Here is a 17,117-nt window from a genome sequence, read left to right as displayed (position 1 = left end):
AACCGTTCCAAACTTATGGGATTTTTTTCCATCAATGTCTAGTTTGGAATGGTTCATCTTATAGCTGAAAATCAAAATATCCATTGTAACTGGTTTTGATATCCAGCGTTGTCCCCATCTGAAGCTGCGGACGTTTTAATAAAATTTGCGCAGCTTCGCGCCAATGGCTATCCGGCGCCGGATCTTTGGTTGATAAAACATGTTCCGCATTCAATTGTAGTTCAAACCACAATAAGATGGCATCGGCTTGGCCTTCTTTAACAACCGAAACCGTGGCCAGAGTATTGAAACGGGTTGAGAGCGGTTGTTCGAAATCAAACGCCTTGACCAAAAAAGGCGTACTTAAAACCTGATGATAAGGGCTGTCCTGCGGCCCCAACAACGCCTCTTTATATAGAAGGGGATGGGATAAGACATTCATGGCGCTGAGATCAAAGCCATTCACCGTTTCGATATGATGAAAACGTTGCAAATGATCACATTCGATTAACGCCCCATATAAACGCGCCCCTTGGGGAACCACACGGGCCATCGGTTTTAATAATTCCGCCTGTGCATGCGCAATACTGGGTAAGGCCCCTTCGCCAACAAGGGCACGATCAAAAATTTCAGTCACCAGCACATCGCATTTTTGCGGGAGGTCTTGGCCCAGCACTGCCTGAGTTGAATGTTTGGCAATAACCGTGATTTTATCTGCCAATCCGTTTTGTGCAATCACATCACGCGCCAACTGGGCAATCATGGGTTGGGCCTCAAACGCATACACATGGGCCGCGCCTGCACGCGCCGCCATCATGGCCAATAAACCGGACCCCGTACCGATATCTAAAACAACATCACCGGGACGAACTTGCGCATTGATCGCTGCCTCATAAAGATCATTGCGGCGTTGGTCCGCCAACATGGGCAGATGCCAACCGGGAAACAGCTGACTGGCGACCTGCCCGCGCATATAGGTCAGATCGTGACTGTTTTCAAAGCGTTCTTCGGCCGCACGCAAAACCACCAGCGCCTTTTCTTTTTTACCCAAAAAGAATAGAACATGCGCCAATTGCACATAGGCCTGTCGCATGGTTGGATCACACGCGAGAACTTTTTCGTAATAGGTTTCAGCCTGATCAAAATCTTTTTCTTCTTCGGCAACCGTCCCAAGATAATAGTTCAGCGGTGCATGAGAGGGATTAAGGGCCAAGGCTTCCAATAAAAAACGCTTTGCCTCCTCATATCGGCCTTGCGCGAAATAATTCGTACCTTGCTTGAAAAGCTCTTTAAATGCATCGGACATATTGGGTTCGCGCTCTTAACGTTCAGATTGAAACCACAGGATATTCAATTGAGAATGGCTTGTCATATTTAATTGAAACAAACGCTTCAAAAAATTTGCCTAAATTTTATACATACAAGCCATAATGATCAAATTATAGGCAATTAGATTGTGCAATATTTCATCATTTTTCTAGACTTATATTCTAAGTCATTGTTTTTATGTATTTTTAAAAGTTGGCACGGTCCTTGTAATAGAAGAGGCAAGAGCATGTAAGCTTTTGTTTTGAATCAAGTTATTCAGTTACTCGTTATTAGGAGAGTGCAAAATGAAAATGGTAATGGCCGTCATCAAGCCCTTCAAGCTTGACGATGTTCGCGAAGCCCTCACGCAATTGGGCGTGCACGGCTTAACCGTTTCCGAAGTTAAAGGCTTTGGTCGACAAAAAGGGCAAACAGAAATTTATCGCGGCGCAGAATATGTCGTGAATTTCCTGCCGAAAGTCAAAATTGAAATCGTTACCTCCGACGACATGGTTGAAAGCGTTGTGGAAACCATCCGCACCTCTGCCGAAACCGGTCGCATCGGTGACGGTAAAATCTTTGTTTATGACGTTTCCAAAGCCGTGCGCATCCGCACAGGTGAATCAGACGACGAAGCACTTTAAGGAGTTTTGATAATGACTGTGTGGAAAAAATTCTCCAAAATCTCATGGATCGCCCTGCTGGGGCTGATCGTCGCCATCGAACCAGCCTTGGCTGAAGATGCACCGACAACCGAAGTCCAATATATCCTCAATACCTTCCTCTTTCTTGTTTGCGGCTTCCTCGTCATGTTTATGGCAGCAGGCTTCGCCATGCTGGAATCCGGCCTTGTGCGTTCTAAAAACACCGCAACCATCTGCCTGAAAAACATCGTTCTTTACGCGGTTTCCGGCTTTATGTTCTATCTGGTTGGCTACAACCTGCTGTACGCTGGTGTTGATGGCGGCTTTATCGGGTCTTTCTCTATCTGGGGACCGGATGACGCAACTGCACTTGGCGGGGATTTCTCCGGTGGGTATGCCTCTTCTTCCGATTGGTTCTTCCAAATGGTTTTCGTTGCAACTGCGGCTTCCGTTGTTTCCGGTACTGTAGCTGAACGTATCAAATTCTGGCCGTTCCTTGGTTTCGTTGTCGTCTTGTCCGGTTTCATTTATCCGGTCATCGCTGCATGGCAGTGGGGCGGCGGCTGGTTGTCTGAAATGGGCTTTGCCGATTTCGCAGGTTCCACGCTGGTTCACTCAACCGGTGGCTGGTGTGCACTGACTGGTGCGATCATCCTGGGTGCCCGTAAAGGCAAGTATGACGCTGAAGGTCGCGTTGCTCCGATCCCGGGCTCCAACCTGCCGTTGGCAACATTGGGTACATTCATCCTGTGGCTCGGCTGGTTCGGTTTCAACGGTGGCTCACAACTCGCCCTTGGGACTGCAGCGGATGCCATTGCGATTTCCAACATCTTTATCAACACCAATATGTCAGCCGTAGGCGGGACAATCGCCGCAGCCATTCTGACACAAGTTATTTACAAAAAAGTCGATCTGTCCATGACACTCAACGGTGCCATCGGTGGTCTGGTTTCCATCACGGCTGGCCCGGATACACCAACGCTGGCTTCGGCCTTCCTGATCGGTGCTGTCGGTGGTGTCATTGTGGTCTTTGTTGTACCGCTGCTGGATAAACTGAAAATCGACGATGTTGTCGGTGCAATCTCCGCTCACCTGGCATGCGGTATCTGGGGCACAATGATCGTCCCGGCCACCAATGCCGATACCTCATTTGTCACTCAAGCGATCGGCGTTCTGTCTATCGGTGCATTCGTAATCGTTGCGTCTGCTATCGTCTGGACTGTGTTGAAAGCAACAGTTGGCATCCGTTGCTCCGCTGAAGATGAGGAGCTTGGTTTGGATCGTGCCGAATTGGGTATGGAAGCATATCCGGAATTCGGTCGCGGCTCCCAAACTATGTAATCGGCCCTCGATTACAATCATCTCTACCTTCCCAAAGGTCGTCCCGTTACTCTTCATTGAGTAACGGGACTTTCTTTTATCCATATACTCCCCTCAGATTAAAAAATGTGCACGCTGCATAATGATTAAAAAATAGACAGGTAATTGCCCATATGATTAGCAATTGTGCAAATTTTCCCCTGCATATTTTTTAGACAAATACCCATAAGAATCGGCAGAAAATATGGCGCGCACACGAAAAACACCTCGTCTGGCACAATTCTTGATTAAAAGGGCGCAATCTTCATTTTCAGAAGATCCCTTGCGATTTGGGACGACAGGGATCATTGGGCAAAACTAAGGTAGAGAAATTATGGAAACCGTAAAAATTGGTGCAGATGTTTTCTTCGTGCTTATGGGGGCGATTATGGTCCTTGCCATGCACGCGGGCTTTGCATTTTTAGAAGTTGGTACAGTTCGTCGTAAAAATCAGGTCAATGCGCTGGTCAAAATTATCGTTGATTTTGCCGTCTCAACCGTTGCTTATTTTTTCGTCGGTTATATGGTCGCTTACGGCGTCAGCTTTTTGGCGCCTGCCAGCGTTATTTCAGGGGCAACGGGCGATTTATTCGCCAAAAGCGGCTTTGATCTGGTTAAATTTTTCTTCCTTTTGACATTTGCCGCCGCCATTCCTGCCATTATTTCCGGTGGCATTGCCGAACGTGCCAAATTTTTCCCGCAATTAATGGCCACAGCCATTTTAACCGGCCTTGTTTATCCCTTTTTCGAAGGGATTGTCTGGAATGGTAATTTCGGCCTGCAAGGCTGGATTGAAAATTCCTTCGGTGCGGCTTTCCATGATTTCGCCGGTTCCATCGTCGTGCATGCCGTTGGTGGCTGGATTGCGCTTGGCGCCGTTGTCATGCTGGGTGCACGCATGGGCCGTTATAAAAAAGATGGTTCCGTCATCGGTATTCCACCCAGCAACATTCCCTTTCTTGCGCTCGGTTCATGGATTTTATGTGTCGGTTGGTTTGGCTTTAACGTTATGTCGGCGCAAAGCCTTGATGGTGTAACTGGTCTGGTGGCCGTTAATTCGCTGATGGCAATGATCGGCGGCATTCTCACGGCCTTGATCGTTGGTCGTAATGACCCCGGCTTCATTCACAACGGGGCGTTGGCTGGTCTGGTTGCGGTTTGCGCAGGGTCTGACGTCATGCACCCTGTCGGAGCCTTGGCAACAGGGGGCATTGCAGGGGCTTTGTTTGTTTGGGGGTTTGAGCAATGCCAAAACAAATGGAAAATTGATGACGTTCTCGGTGTCTGGCCCTTACACGGTATGTGCGGCCTGATGGGCGGTATTGCCTGTGGCATTTTCGGTCTGGAAGCCTTGGGCGGCATGGGCGGCGTTACCTTTATGGCGCAATTGGTTGGCTCCCTCATCGGGGTTGCCTTTGCTGCAATTGCCGGATTTGTCGTTTATGGTGTGCTGGCAAAAACCGTTGGTATTCGCCTGGAACAGGAAGAAGAGTTTCGCGGTGCAGACCTTTCCATCCACCAAATCGGTGCCTACCCGGAAGAAGACCTGACCCAATCCGGACGATAAAAGCTACCTAAAATTCAAAGAAACCGCTATAACTGAAAAGGTTTAGCGGTTTCTTATATGTCTTATTAAACATTTTATTTGTGTATATATAATTTATTTTACACAAATTATGTATTTTATCTTTGACTCTGATCCCTGAACACACTAGGTTGCTGTCAAATGACATGTGTCCAAAGATAGGATATAAGATGGATACCACAGACTTAACCCACCTCAAGCAGCTTGAAGCCGAAAGCATTCACATCATCCGTGAAGTCGCCGCTGAATTTGAAAACCCGGTGATGCTTTATTCCATCGGCAAAGATTCAGCCGTTATGCTGCATCTGGCACGCAAAGCCTTTTACCCGTCCAAACCGCCCTTTCCCCTGATGCATGTGGATACCACATGGAAATTCAAGGAAATGATGGAGTTCCGCGACCGCATTGCACAAGAATACGGCTTTGATCTGTTGATCCATATTAACGAAGACGGTGTCAAGCAAGGCATTGGTCCGTTCAGCCACGGTTCAGCCATGCATACTGACGTGATGAAAACAGATGCGCTGAAACAGGCCTTGAATAAGTATAAATTCGATGCGGCCTTCGGTGGGGCGCGCCGGGATGAAGAAAAATCCCGCGCAAAAGAACGTGTTTTTTCCTTCCGTTCAGAAAATCATCGCTGGGATCCCAAAAACCAGCGTCCCGAACTGTGGAATGTTTACAACGCCCGCGTTAAACCGGGCGAAAGCATTCGTGCTTTTCCGCTGTCCAACTGGACGGAACTGGATATCTGGCAATATATCTACAAAGAAAATATCCCCATCGTGCCACTTTATTACGCAAAAGAACGCCCGGTTGTCGAACGTGACGGTATGTTGATTATGGTCGATGATGATCGTCTGCCTTTAAAAGACGGCGAAACACCGATGATGAAATCCGTGCGTTTCCGCACATTGGGATGCTATCCCTTAACCGGTGCGGTGGAATCCGAAGCCGCAACTTTGCCGGAAATCATTCAGGAAATGTTGCTGACCCGCACATCTGAACGTCAGGGCCGTTTGATCGACCATGATCAAGCCGGTTCAATGGAAAAGAAAAAACAAGAGGGCTACTTCTAATGGCTCACCAATCCGACCTTATCGCCGACGACATTCTGGCTTATCTGAACGCACAGGAAAATAAAAGCCTGTTGCGCTTCATCACTTGCGGTTCTGTTGATGACGGCAAAAGCACCTTGATCGGACGTTTGCTTTGGGATTCCAAACTGATTTTTGAAGACCAGCTTGCTGCCCTTGAAGCCGATTCCAAAAAAGTCGGCACCCAAGGCGGAGAAATTGATTATGCCTTGTTACTGGACGGTCTACAGGCCGAACGCGAACAGGGCATCACCATTGATGTGGCTTATCGCTTTTTCTCGACCGACAAACGCAAATTCATCGTTGCCGACACGCCGGGCCATGAACAATATACCCGTAATATGGCAACAGGCGCGTCTAACGCCGATGTGGCTGTTATCCTTGTCGATGGTCGCAAAGGGATTTTGACGCAAACCAAACGTCACAGCTATATTGTCTCCCTCGTCGGTATTCGTAAAATCGTCGTGGCTGTCAACAAGATGGACCTTGTGGATTATGCCGAAGATACATTCCGCAATATCGAAGAAGCTTATCGTGAATTTGCCAAGGATTTAGGCTTTGAAGACATTGCCTGCATTCCCATTTCCGCATTAAACGGCGATAACATCATTGATCGAAGCCCGCAAACCGACTGGTATGACGGCCCGACCCTGATGCATTATCTGGAAACCGTTCAGGTGGCGTCCGACCTGAAAGAAAAACCGTTTCGCCTGCCGGTTCAATGGGTCAACCGTCCCAACCTCGATTTCCGTGGGTTTAGCGGAACGATTGAAGCCGGCAGCGTCAAGCCGGGTGATGAAATTGCCATCCCGGCGTCTGGTCAAACCTCCATCGTTGATCGTATCGTCACACTGGATGGGGATTTGGAAGAAGCCATTGCCGGACAAGCCGTCACCATCACCTTGAAAGACGAGATTGATATTTCGCGTGGTGACATGCTGGTCGATGTCAAATCCCGTCCCGATTATGCCGATCAATTCGAAGCCAAGATCATCTGGATGCATGACGATGCCCTTTTGCCCGGTCGATCTTATCTGATTAAATTCGGTACTCAAACGGCAGGTGCGCAAATCAGCGAGCTGAAACACAAGGTCAACGTCAATACCTTGGAAGAAGCCGCCGCCAAAACATTGGAGCTTAACGAAGTCGGTATTTGTAATGTTGCCCTTGACCGTAACGTAGCCTTTGACAGCTATGTGGATAGCCGGGGAACAGGTCGTTTCATCTTGATTGATCGTTATACCAACGCCACTGTCGGTGTCGGCATGATCGACCATGCCCTGCGCCGGGCCAGCAATGTGCATTGGCAAGCCCTTGATATCAGCAAAAAAGAACGTGCTGAACGTAAAGGTCAACGTTCCTGTGTCTTGTGGTTTACAGGTCTGTCCGGTTCGGGCAAATCCACCATTGCCAACCTTGTGGAAAAGAAACTGCATTCCCTGCATAAACATACCTATGCACTGGATGGCGACAACATCCGCCACGGTTTGAACAAAGACCTTGGGTTCAGTGATGCCGACCGGGTGGAAAATATCCGTCGTATCGGTGAAACGGCCAAATTGTTTGTCGATGCAGGTCTCATAACCCTGACTTCCTTTATCTCGCCATTCCGATCAGAGCGCAAAATGGCGCGGGATTTGTTGGAAGAAGGTGAGTTCATCGAGATTTTCGTTGATACACCACTGGAGATTTGCGAAGAACGCGATGTCAAAGGCCTTTATGCCAAGGCGCGCGCTGGTGATTTGCCCAACTTTACAGGTATTTCATCACCTTACGAAGCGCCGGAAGACCCCGATATTCATCTTGATGGGTCCAAACTGAATGCGGAAGAAGCGGCAGAAGTTGTCGTTCAAAAGCTGGAAGAATTGGGCATTTTGGACGTCTGGTTCCCGGAAATCTAATTTTTTGTACAACATCCCCCTTCTTGGCGATCCGTTTTTTTCAAAAGACGGATCGCTTTTTTTTGCGCACATCTTGTGCCTTTTCGATGAACCTGATAGGTAATAAATGTGATTTCTGTTGCATCGCACATTCTTTTGCCCGAGATGGTTTTATGTCATTGAAACATAAAGAAAATATCCATGAACAACCCTTATGGCAAAAAGGGTTGAACAAAGTGCGCGCCTTGCTTTATCGCTCGCCGCTCTATCTGGTTACCCTGCGCAAAAATCCACAGTTGGACGTTATCGCCTTGCCTGATAACCTGAAGGTGAGCCACCCGGAAAATGTCGCATTGCTGAAGGACGGAAAGTTCCCTTTTGCCGGACGCACCTATAAAAGCGGTGACCATCCCTGGACAACCGCACAGGATGATCTTGCTTGGCAAAGCTGGGTTCATGGTTTTTCATGGCTCAACGATCTCGCCCAAAGTGATGACGCAGATGCCATCATGACGGCCCGCCAATATATCCAAAGCTGGCTGGACCTTCACGGTGTCTGGAGCCCCCTTGCATGGCGCGCCGATGTCATGGGCGAGCGTCTGATCAACTGGATGGCCAATCTTGACAAAATTTGTGCCCGTGCCGATGATGATTTTGTCCGTGATTTCAAAAGCAGTCTGTCTTTACAAGCCTCGCACCTGTCGCGTGCCCGTTTTCACGATTTAACGGGTTATACGTTATTACGGGCCTTGCGTGGTCAACTTTACATCTGTTTGTTTATCAAAGGGTTTGAGAAAAAGACACCGCGTGTTCTGGAACGCATGACGCAAGAACTCGATCGTCAAATTCTTGCCGATGGCGGTCATATTTCACGCTCGGCTGAAACGCTGTACGATGTCTTGCAGATGACTCTTGAACTCATGGATATTTTTAATGAACTGCACAAGGAATGCCCGACCAGTTTCCGTCTGAATATTGATCGAATGGCCCCCATGATCCGAACGCTGCGCCATACAGACGGTGGATTTGGTCTGTTTCATGGCTCCCAAGAAGGCCAGCGTGACGCAATTGATCAACTATTAGATCGCACCGGTAATATCGGACAACCGCTTAGCGATGCCCGTCACAGCGGTTATCAACGTATTGAGGCCGGACGCACCGTCCTGTTAATGGACGTGGCCGGACCACCCGATATTGAACGCCATCCCTTCGGACATGCCGCCCCGCTCAGTTTAGAAGTCAGTTCTGATAATGAACGACTGCTGGTCAATTGCGGCTGCGCCGTTGGCGGGGATCCCAGCTGGCATGATGCCTTGTCTGCCACTGCCGCACATAACTGTTTAACTGTTGATGATAAAAACTGTTTCAGCGTCTTGCATGGCGGCGGCATCAAACCCTATCAGGTGGACATATCGGCACAACGGTTTGAAGATAACGGGCAAGTCCTGATCGAGGCCCGACACAATGCCTATCAAGCCAGTTTCGGCCTGATCCATCAGCGTAGTGTCTATATGAATAAAACCGGCACCGATCTGCGTGTTGAAGACAAATTAATCGGCATGGGTGGGTCAACCTATGCCATCAGTTTGCATTTGCATCCCGATGTGCATGCCTCGTTGGTTCAAGACGGGCAGGCCGTTCTTTTAAAAACCCACAGCGGGGCAGGTTGGCATTTGCGGGTACAGGGTGGCAAGCTGGATATTCGCGAAAGCATCTATGTTGCACGTCCCGGTTATGTGCGACATACCGATCAGATTGTCATGCAAGGCCCGTTGCGCGGCGAAGGTGTTTGCGTCAAATGGCGTCTCAGCAAACTGTAAACCAACAAAGCAGATAAAAGAAAAACGCCTTTAAGCCTGTTCTTTAAAAAACGGATGGTCCAGTTCCGGCACCAGTTCCTTAACCACATACAAGGCGGCGATTGTATCGCGATTGCGACATTTGGTTTCAATACGATCCAACGTCTGCGCCAACATATCCACATCCAGCACACGCGGTGTGGCAATTAAAATGCCTTCTTGGGTAGAGGGCGTTGGCGGTTCATCCCCGTGGAAAATCTCTTCATACAGTTTTTCACCGGGGCGCAAACCCGTGAACTGAATATCGATATCCTGATAAGGTTGCAAACCGGATAATTTAATCATTTGTTCCGCCAAATGAAGAATTTTAACCGGTTCCCCCATATCCAGAACGCAGATTTTCCCATCCAGCACATTGTCTTTTTGCGCCAAAACGGCGGCTTGTAAAACCAGTTCCACCGCCTCGCGGACCGTCATAAAGAAACGGTTCATTTCTTTATCCGTGACGGTCAACGGTCCACCCGCACGCAACTGCTTTTCAAACAAGGGCACAACCGATCCGGTTGATCCCAACACATTGCCAAATCGAACGGTCGTAAAACGACATCCGGCTTTTTTAATATCCAAGGCCTGCGCGTAACTTTCGGCAATGCGTTTGCTCGCCCCCATAATATTCGTCGGGTTCACCGCCTTATCGGTGGAAATCTGCACCATTGCCTGAACACCGTGGGCCACGCAGGCGTCTGCCACATTGCGGGTGCCGATCGCGTTGGTCAAAATCCCTTCCACCGGGTTTTCTTCCACCAAGGGCACATGCTTTAGGGCCGCTGCATGAAACACCAAGTCCGGTTTATTGGTTTCGAAAATATCGTTCAGGCGATAACGATCACGGATATTACAAATTAAGGCCTGGCGTTTTAAATCCGGGAAGGTGCGCGATACTTCCATATCGATGGTATACAGTGCATATTCCGAGGCCTCCAACAACAAAATCTCGCAAGGATCAAAACTGCAAATCTGGCGGACAAGTTCACTCCCGATGGAGCCCCCAGCCCCGGTTACCAAGACTTTTTTACCGGAAATCAAATCCTTAGGCAGCGATTTATCCAAGGCCTTCTGCGGGCGCCCCAATAAATCTTCCACATCAATGGGGCGGACCTCAATCTGATCCACTTGACCGCTGCGCAAATCGGTCATCTTGGGCAAACGTGACAAGGGAACCCCCAATTCATCCGCCAAAGCCAACAATTTACGCACTTTTTCACCGGGCCAATCGTCCTTCGTTAAAATCAGGCGCTGCGGCTTTTTATTCTTCTTTGCCAAGCTGGCAATAATATCGGGCAATTCATCCAATGTCCCTAAAACGGGAACACCCAACATGTCCAACCCCGCGCGTGATTTTTTTTCTGCCACCAGACCCACAGGCTGATAAGGGATGTTAGGATTGCGTTCAATGGCGCGCAGGAACAAATCCGCCCCATCGCTCGCCCCGATCAGAAGTGCTGGAATTCTGGGGGTTTCGCTGACCAAATGGGACAAATCCAAACGACGGTCTTTCAGCATGCGATAAATAAAACGCGGCGCTCCCAACAAAGCCATCAAGACAAACCAGTTGATGACAGGCACAGAACGGGGCAGGGCCTCCAATCGCGTTGTCATAAACATCACGAGCGCGAAAATCAGGATCAAAATACTGGCAGATTTGGTAATGGCGATCAAATCACGCATGGAGGCATAACGCCAAATTCCCTTATAAAGCCCCATCAGATAAAAGACAGCTGCCGCCAAAATAACCAGAATGGGCGTGCCCGTGCGCACAACTTCCAGATAATTATGGAAATCATTACCCAGTCGCAAATAAAGCGCGACATTAAACGACACTGCCGTCATCAACAGATCATGGAACAGGGCAACCCATCCGCGCCCGGGTATTTTGCTAAAAGTAAACGCCATGACATCCCGGCAGACTAAAGAAAAACCGAATAATTCAAGTACCTTGTTTTCAGGCTGACTTCAACCTTTATACCAACTCACCATCTTTTCAAAACCGCTTTCCACCGAAACAGGCGGGGTCCAGTGCAATTCTTTTTGGATGGTTTGTCCATCAACTTGCAAACTTTGCGTCAACCGATCAATCGCGGCTGATTTGCCCGTTATTCTTCCCAATATTTTCAGAACAAAGACAGGAACCGGGATCATCCGGCAAGGGCGTTTCAGTTTTTGCGCCATCAAGGCAAACATGTCAGCCACGCTTAAATCATGCCCATCACTGATCAAATAGGTTTTATGGGCCGCGTTCGGATGTTGGCTGCATACCATCAATGCATCCGCCAAATTATCCACATTCACAAGGCTGCGTTTATTGTGCAGACATTTAAACGGCACAGGCAGGGCCTTGTTTGCCAATTTTAAAAAACTGAGGAAATTGGCTTTGACACCGGGGCCATAAACCAACGGCGGGCGCAGAATGCAAACTTCCAGTTCTGTCTGTTGTGCCAAAGCGCGCAGACCTTCTTCCGCTTCCCATTTTGACAGACCATAGGGGTCAACAGGGGGCTGATCAATTACCGCCCCGAAGGGCTGACCTTTTTGCGTTTTTTCTCCATTCACCTTGATGGTGCTTAAAAAGACAAAGCGCGTTACCCCTTGGGCCTGTGCCGCTTTTGCCAGACACAAGGTCCCATCCCGGTTGATCGAACGATATGTCGCCAAGGGATCGCTCGCGTCTTCCTGCATCATATGAACACGGGCAGCAAGATGGATAACCACATCAATCCCGGTGAGTTTATCACTCCAATCGGTCTTTCCATCCATATCGCCGATTTGAAGCCAGTCACAATTCAAATCGGTTTTATGCGTTCGATAAGTCGCAACAACCCGATGCCCGTGCCTCAACAGGTGTTGACACAAAGCCTGCCCGACAAAGCCTGTGGCCCCTGTCACCAGAATATTAGACATCGTTTTGCGATCCTTTTTTAAAATGGAACAACAAAACAGTGACGCTTAGAATTGCCAAGGCCAGTCCGCCCAACAAAGTGACGTCATAAGCCACCCAAGCCGAAGCTATCAACACAACATTCAGCGCCAAAATACGCAACGCGACCTGATCATGGCGCAAACCCTTTTGCGTTGCCTGTTGGTAAAAATGTTCCCGGTGAGCTTGCCAGACCTTTTCCCCGCGCAGCAGGCGTTTGATCAAGGTGAACGTTGCGTCCACCATATAATAAAGCGCAATTAACACCGCAATCAGAACAAAGCCTTGCCCGGCCAACAAAATCAACATCCAGCCCAAAAGAAAGCCGATCGGGATACTCCCGACATCACCCATAAAAACCTTGGCGGGATGCCAGTTCCATTTCAAAAAACCAAGGGCAGATGCGCATAAAACAAGGGCTGTCAGAATAAAGCTATCGCCCAGATGCAAAACAAAGCCGAACAGGGCCAGCCCCGCCCCGATAGAAGCAATCTCAACACCGGAAATACCATCAATCCCATCCATAAAATTAAAGAGATTGATAAACCAGACCCAACCCAGAACCAGCAGGATTTTTTCCAGCCACAGGGGCATAAAGCCGCCAATATAACCTGTCTCACTGGGGGGTAGGAAAAAGACACATAACCCGACGCAGATAAATTGCACCGCAAAACGCACTCCGGCCCCCAAATCACGCAAATCGTCCAACCACGATAACAGGGCCAGCACCAGCGCACCAGCCAAGGCAAACGGCGCAATCGTTAAAGGGTTTTCCCAGAAAAAATTAATCGCAATCAAGGCAGGCAGAATAACGAATAACATCCCGATCCCCCCGCCACGCGGTGTCGGTATGGAATGGGAACTGCGTTCATTGGGATGATCCAGAATGGCCTTATGGCGTAAATAGGCCAACACGCCGCCGGTTGCCAGCACACTGAGGATCAAAGCAGCAATGAAAATGGTCAGATAGTGCATAACGTCTCCCAAATTCTGCCCATTAAGCCGTTATCTGATGAATAACAGACATGGTTTTATCCATGATGGCCTGATCGTTTAATTCTTCATCGACAAAACGACGCGCTGCGGCACCAAATTCTGCGCAAAGGGCAGGGTTATTGGCGAGGCGTTCCATCGCATTCGCCAAAGCAACACTATCTTGAAGCGGAACCAAAAGGCCATTTTCCTGATCCCGTACAATCTCGCGACAGCCCGGCACGTCAGTTGCAATCATCGCCAGCCCACAAGCGGCGGCTTCCAACAGGCTTTTGGGCAACCCTTCGCGCCATGACGGCAATAAAGCCACGGTGGATTGGCGATAAATATCGGCAATATCCGTTCGTCGCCCCCAACATTCCACCAATCCTTCGGCTTGCCAGCTTTCCAGATCGTCCTGTGATGCACTTTGTGGATTAAGCGCATCAATATCACCGACAAGCGCGATACGGATATCTTGTCCGCGTTCTTTTAATAACCGGGCGGCCTCGATTATTTCCCCCACACCTTTTGCCCATAACAAACGCCCGACAAAAGTGATTAAAGGCGGCTGGGGAAGGGCCGGTGCGGGATAAAAATGCACCGCATCCACACCGGAACCACGCACCAGAAACAGATTACGATCTTCGCAAAACCCAAACCCCGACATCAAGGTAAGATCATCCCGGTTCTGGACCAGCATATTCACCTTCTTTGTCCATGCAAACCCCCGAAAGGCAATCGAGACAACTGTGCGAATGACACGGGCTTTCAGGCTATTGGAAATAAAGGAAAATCCAAGCCCGGTTACAAGGTTTAGTACGTTTTTAGCCGGTGAGAAAATAGCCGCTATTGTACCGAGAAGCACGGTAAACAAGGCAACATGGACCACCAGATCAGGGCGTTCCTGTTTATAAATCGCACGCAAAGCCGAAACCGTTTTTAAGGCCTTAAGTGGTGAAATGCCATCACGTTGAAAATTCACAGAAAAACAGCGTACGCCGTGGTTTTCAATTTCTGCACGCTTGTCAGAAAAACGACACGCGAGTGCCACATCATAGCCTTCTGCCTTCAATCGTTTTGCCAAAGGAAGACGATGGGATAAAAAATACCAATCTTCCGAAACAACGATCAGGGCTTTAGGCTGCATGGCAGATGCCTCGCTTACAGGCGCCAAAGTTCGATATCTGCCGGGCAGCTATTGCGATCCAGACAGGATTTAATATCAATAACCGCGCCTTTCTTCTCTTTCAACAAGGAAACAGGCAGTGCCCAGCCTTTCTCAAGGAATTTCTGATGCGATACCGCCATGATCACCACATCGGCTGGCGCAAGGTCGCTTTCATCCATCAGGTTTACACCGTATTCTTCATGGGCTTCGTCTTTTTCCGCCCACGGATCGGTAATTTGGACCTGAATGCCCATATCCTGCAATTCTGTAATAATATCCACAACTTTGGAATTACGCAGATCGGGAACGTTTTCTTTGAATGTCAGACCCAAAATAGTCACGACCGGATCATCCTTGCGCCCGCGCTTCATCAGCATTTTGACCGCCTGCATGGCGATATGATATCCCATACGGTCATTCACACGGCGCCCTGCCAAGATCACTTGCGGATGATGGCCCAGTTGTTCGGCCTTATGCGTCAGATAATAAGGATCCACACCGATACAATGACCGCCCACCAGACCCGGTGTAAATTTCAGGAAATTCCACTTTGTGCCGGCAGCTTCCAAAACATCGTGGGTATCGATACCGACACGTTCGAAAATTTGCGATAATTCATTGACGAAAGCGATATTTAAATCCCGTTGCGTATTTTCAATCACCTTTGCGGCCTCTGCCGTCTTGATGTTCGCCGCGCGATAAACGCCCGCCGTGACAACGGACTCATAAACTTTCGCCACGATATCAAGTGTGTCTGCATCCTGACCGGACACCACCTTCAAGATGGTTTCAAAACGGTGTTGCTTATCGCCCGGATTGATCCGTTCCGGCGAATAACCCACCGCAAAATCACCTTGATTGGACAAGCCGGAAATTTGTTCCAGAACCGGGACGCATTCTTCTTCTGTTGCACCGGGATAAACGGTGGACTCATAAACAACGATATCGCCTTTTTTCAAGACAGAACCCACTGTGCGCGAGGCCGCCAAAACAGCCCCCATATCGGGACGATGGGCATCATCAATCGGGGTCGGAACGGTCACGATAAAGAAATCGGCCTTGCGCAATTCATCCAGATCACATGTATAGGTCAGGCTGTCGTGCAAGACATCGCCTTCATCCACTTCTTCGGTACGATCATAGCCAGTGTTCAATTCCGCAACGCGGCCCTGATCAATATCAAAACCGATGGTTTGATAACCCGCCCGCCCATAAGACACGGCAACCGGCAACCCCACATATCCAAGGCCGATAACGGCAATTTTGCGATTATGCATCATACGTCCACATTATAAAAATCAAGATACCATTCAACAAACCGACCGACACCTTCTTCAATGCTGGTGTTGGGGGCATAGCCGGTAATTTTATTTAATTCACTTGTATCCGCCCAGGTTGCCGGGACATCGCCATCCTGCATGGGCAACATATTCTTTTCTGCTTTGCGGCCCAGTTTTTCTTCCAACACTTCGATATAGCGGGTCAGTTTTTCACAGCGCGAATTCCCGATATTGACGATACGATAGGGACCAATGCCGCTGGTACAGGGATCCGGGTTTTTGGCATCCCAGTTTTCATCTTTGTGCGGCGGTTTGGACAACAGGCGGAAAATTCCTTCAACGATATCTTCGACAAAGGTAAAATCGCGTTCCATATTCCCATGATTGAAGACATTGATCGGCTTGCCTTCAAGAATAGCCTTGGTAAATAAAAACAATGCCATATCCGGTCGCCCCCACGGCCCGTAAACCGTGAAAAAGCGCATTCCGGTTGCCGGAATATTGAACAAATGCGCATAGTTATGGGCCATCAGTTCATTGGCTTTTTTAGTTGCCGCATACAATGTCATGGGATGTTCGGTACTGTCATGTTCGGAAAACGGCATATTCTTATTGCCGCCATAAACAGAACTGGTCGAGGCAAAGACCAAATGATCCACCGGATGATGACGGCACGCTTCCAAAATGCTGAGAAAACCGTCAATGTTTGAATGGGTATAAGCTGCCGGGTTTTCCAGCGAATAGCGCACGCCTGCCTGTGCCGCCAAATTCACACAATGGGTCGGTTTATGATCGGCAAAAACCTGCATAATGACCTCGGCATTGGCCAAATCTTCGCGAATTTCCGTAAACGCCGCATGTCGTTTTAAACGGGCCAGACGCGCTTCTTTTAAGGAAACATCGTAATAATCGGTGACACAATCAATACCAATCACCTCATGGCCGTTGGCGATTAATTTTTCAGCCAGATGATAACCGATAAAACCGGCCGTTCCTGTAACGAGGACTTTCATGTTTTTAAGATTTTCCTTATGCGAAGCTCAGCTTGGCGGCATCATAGCTTCAAGGG

At 48.9% G+C, this 17,117-nt stretch carries 13 protein-coding genes; 6 read left to right on the top strand and 7 right to left on the bottom strand.

Annotated features, from left to right (window positions below; genetic code table 11):
- Window positions 1–58: 58 nt before the first annotated feature.
- The gene (locus IEW74_RS05880; protein ID WP_188662702.1) at window positions 59–1,285 is read right to left on the bottom strand and encodes a tetratricopeptide repeat protein; all 1,227 of its coding nucleotides are present in this window, start codon (window positions 1,283–1,285) and stop codon (window positions 59–61) included.
- A 307-nt stretch (window positions 1,286–1,592) separates the two neighbouring features.
- Here IEW74_RS05880 and IEW74_RS05875 point away from each other — a divergent pair, with 307 nt between their 5' ends.
- From IEW74_RS05875 to IEW74_RS05850, 6 genes are all read left to right on the top strand, one after another.
- A complete protein-coding gene (locus tag IEW74_RS05875; protein WP_188662700.1) occupies window positions 1,593–1,931 on the top strand; it encodes a P-II family nitrogen regulator in 339 nt (112 codons plus the stop codon).
- Window positions 1,932–1,943: 12 nt separating this feature from the next.
- A complete protein-coding gene (gene amtB, locus IEW74_RS05870) occupies window positions 1,944–3,272 on the top strand; it encodes an ammonium transporter AmtB (protein ID WP_188662698.1) in 1,329 nt (442 codons plus the stop codon).
- A 352-nt stretch (window positions 3,273–3,624) separates the two neighbouring features.
- Window positions 3,625–4,857, top strand: a complete 1,233-nt coding sequence (locus IEW74_RS05865; RefSeq protein WP_188662696.1) for an ammonium transporter — start codon at window positions 3,625–3,627, stop codon at window positions 4,855–4,857.
- Window positions 4,858–5,045: 188 nt separating this feature from the next.
- A complete protein-coding gene (gene cysD / locus IEW74_RS05860) occupies window positions 5,046–5,954 on the top strand; it encodes a sulfate adenylyltransferase subunit CysD (protein ID WP_188662694.1) in 909 nt (302 codons plus the stop codon).
- Window positions 5,954–7,873: a sulfate adenylyltransferase subunit CysN gene (gene cysN, locus IEW74_RS05855; protein ID WP_188662692.1), complete on the top strand. Its 1,920-nt coding sequence runs from the start codon at window positions 5,954–5,956 to the stop codon at window positions 7,871–7,873. Before cysD ends, cysN begins: the two co-directional genes overlap by 1 nt.
- Window positions 7,874–8,025: 152 nt before the next feature.
- Window positions 8,026–9,672 (top strand): heparinase II/III family protein, encoded by a 1,647-nt coding sequence (locus IEW74_RS05850; RefSeq protein WP_188662690.1) that lies wholly within the window; start codon window positions 8,026–8,028, stop codon window positions 9,670–9,672.
- Window positions 9,673–9,702: 30 nt separating this feature from the next.
- On the opposite strand, the gene IEW74_RS05845 is transcribed toward IEW74_RS05850, so the two are convergent.
- From IEW74_RS05845 to IEW74_RS05820, 6 genes are read right to left on the bottom strand one after another with little or no spacing between them, the layout of a single operon-like run.
- Complete coding sequence (locus IEW74_RS05845) at window positions 9,703–11,604, bottom strand: polysaccharide biosynthesis protein (RefSeq protein ID WP_188662688.1); 1,902 nt, start codon at window positions 11,602–11,604, stop codon at window positions 9,703–9,705.
- A gap of 60 nt (window positions 11,605–11,664) precedes the next feature.
- The gene (locus IEW74_RS05840) at window positions 11,665–12,609 is read right to left on the bottom strand and encodes a UDP-glucose 4-epimerase family protein (protein WP_188662686.1); all 945 of its coding nucleotides are present in this window, start codon (window positions 12,607–12,609) and stop codon (window positions 11,665–11,667) included.
- Window positions 12,602–13,600 (bottom strand): MraY family glycosyltransferase, encoded by a 999-nt coding sequence (locus IEW74_RS05835; protein WP_188662684.1) that lies wholly within the window; start codon window positions 13,598–13,600, stop codon window positions 12,602–12,604. Before IEW74_RS05835 ends, IEW74_RS05840 begins: the two co-directional genes overlap by 8 nt.
- A gap of 22 nt (window positions 13,601–13,622) precedes the next feature.
- A complete protein-coding gene (locus tag IEW74_RS05830; protein ID WP_188662681.1) occupies window positions 13,623–14,747 on the bottom strand; it encodes a glycosyltransferase family 4 protein in 1,125 nt (374 codons plus the stop codon).
- Window positions 14,748–14,761: 14 nt separating this feature from the next.
- The gene (locus IEW74_RS05825; RefSeq protein ID WP_188662679.1) at window positions 14,762–16,048 is read right to left on the bottom strand and encodes a nucleotide sugar dehydrogenase; all 1,287 of its coding nucleotides are present in this window, start codon (window positions 16,046–16,048) and stop codon (window positions 14,762–14,764) included.
- Entirely contained in the window at window positions 16,045–17,061 is a 1,017-nt protein-coding gene (locus IEW74_RS05820) for an NAD-dependent epimerase (RefSeq protein WP_188662670.1), read from the bottom strand. The genes IEW74_RS05825 and IEW74_RS05820 overlap by 4 nt, the downstream gene beginning before the upstream one ends.
- Window positions 17,062–17,117 lie beyond the last annotated feature (56 nt).

Origin of the sequence: Terasakiella brassicae (assembly GCF_014641495.1) — a bacterium.
Taxonomy (GTDB): Bacteria; Pseudomonadota; Alphaproteobacteria; order Rhodospirillales; family Terasakiellaceae; genus Terasakiella; species Terasakiella brassicae.
The sequence above is the reverse complement of the archived record's forward strand: the minus strand, read 5'-3'. Positions and strand labels throughout refer to the sequence as shown.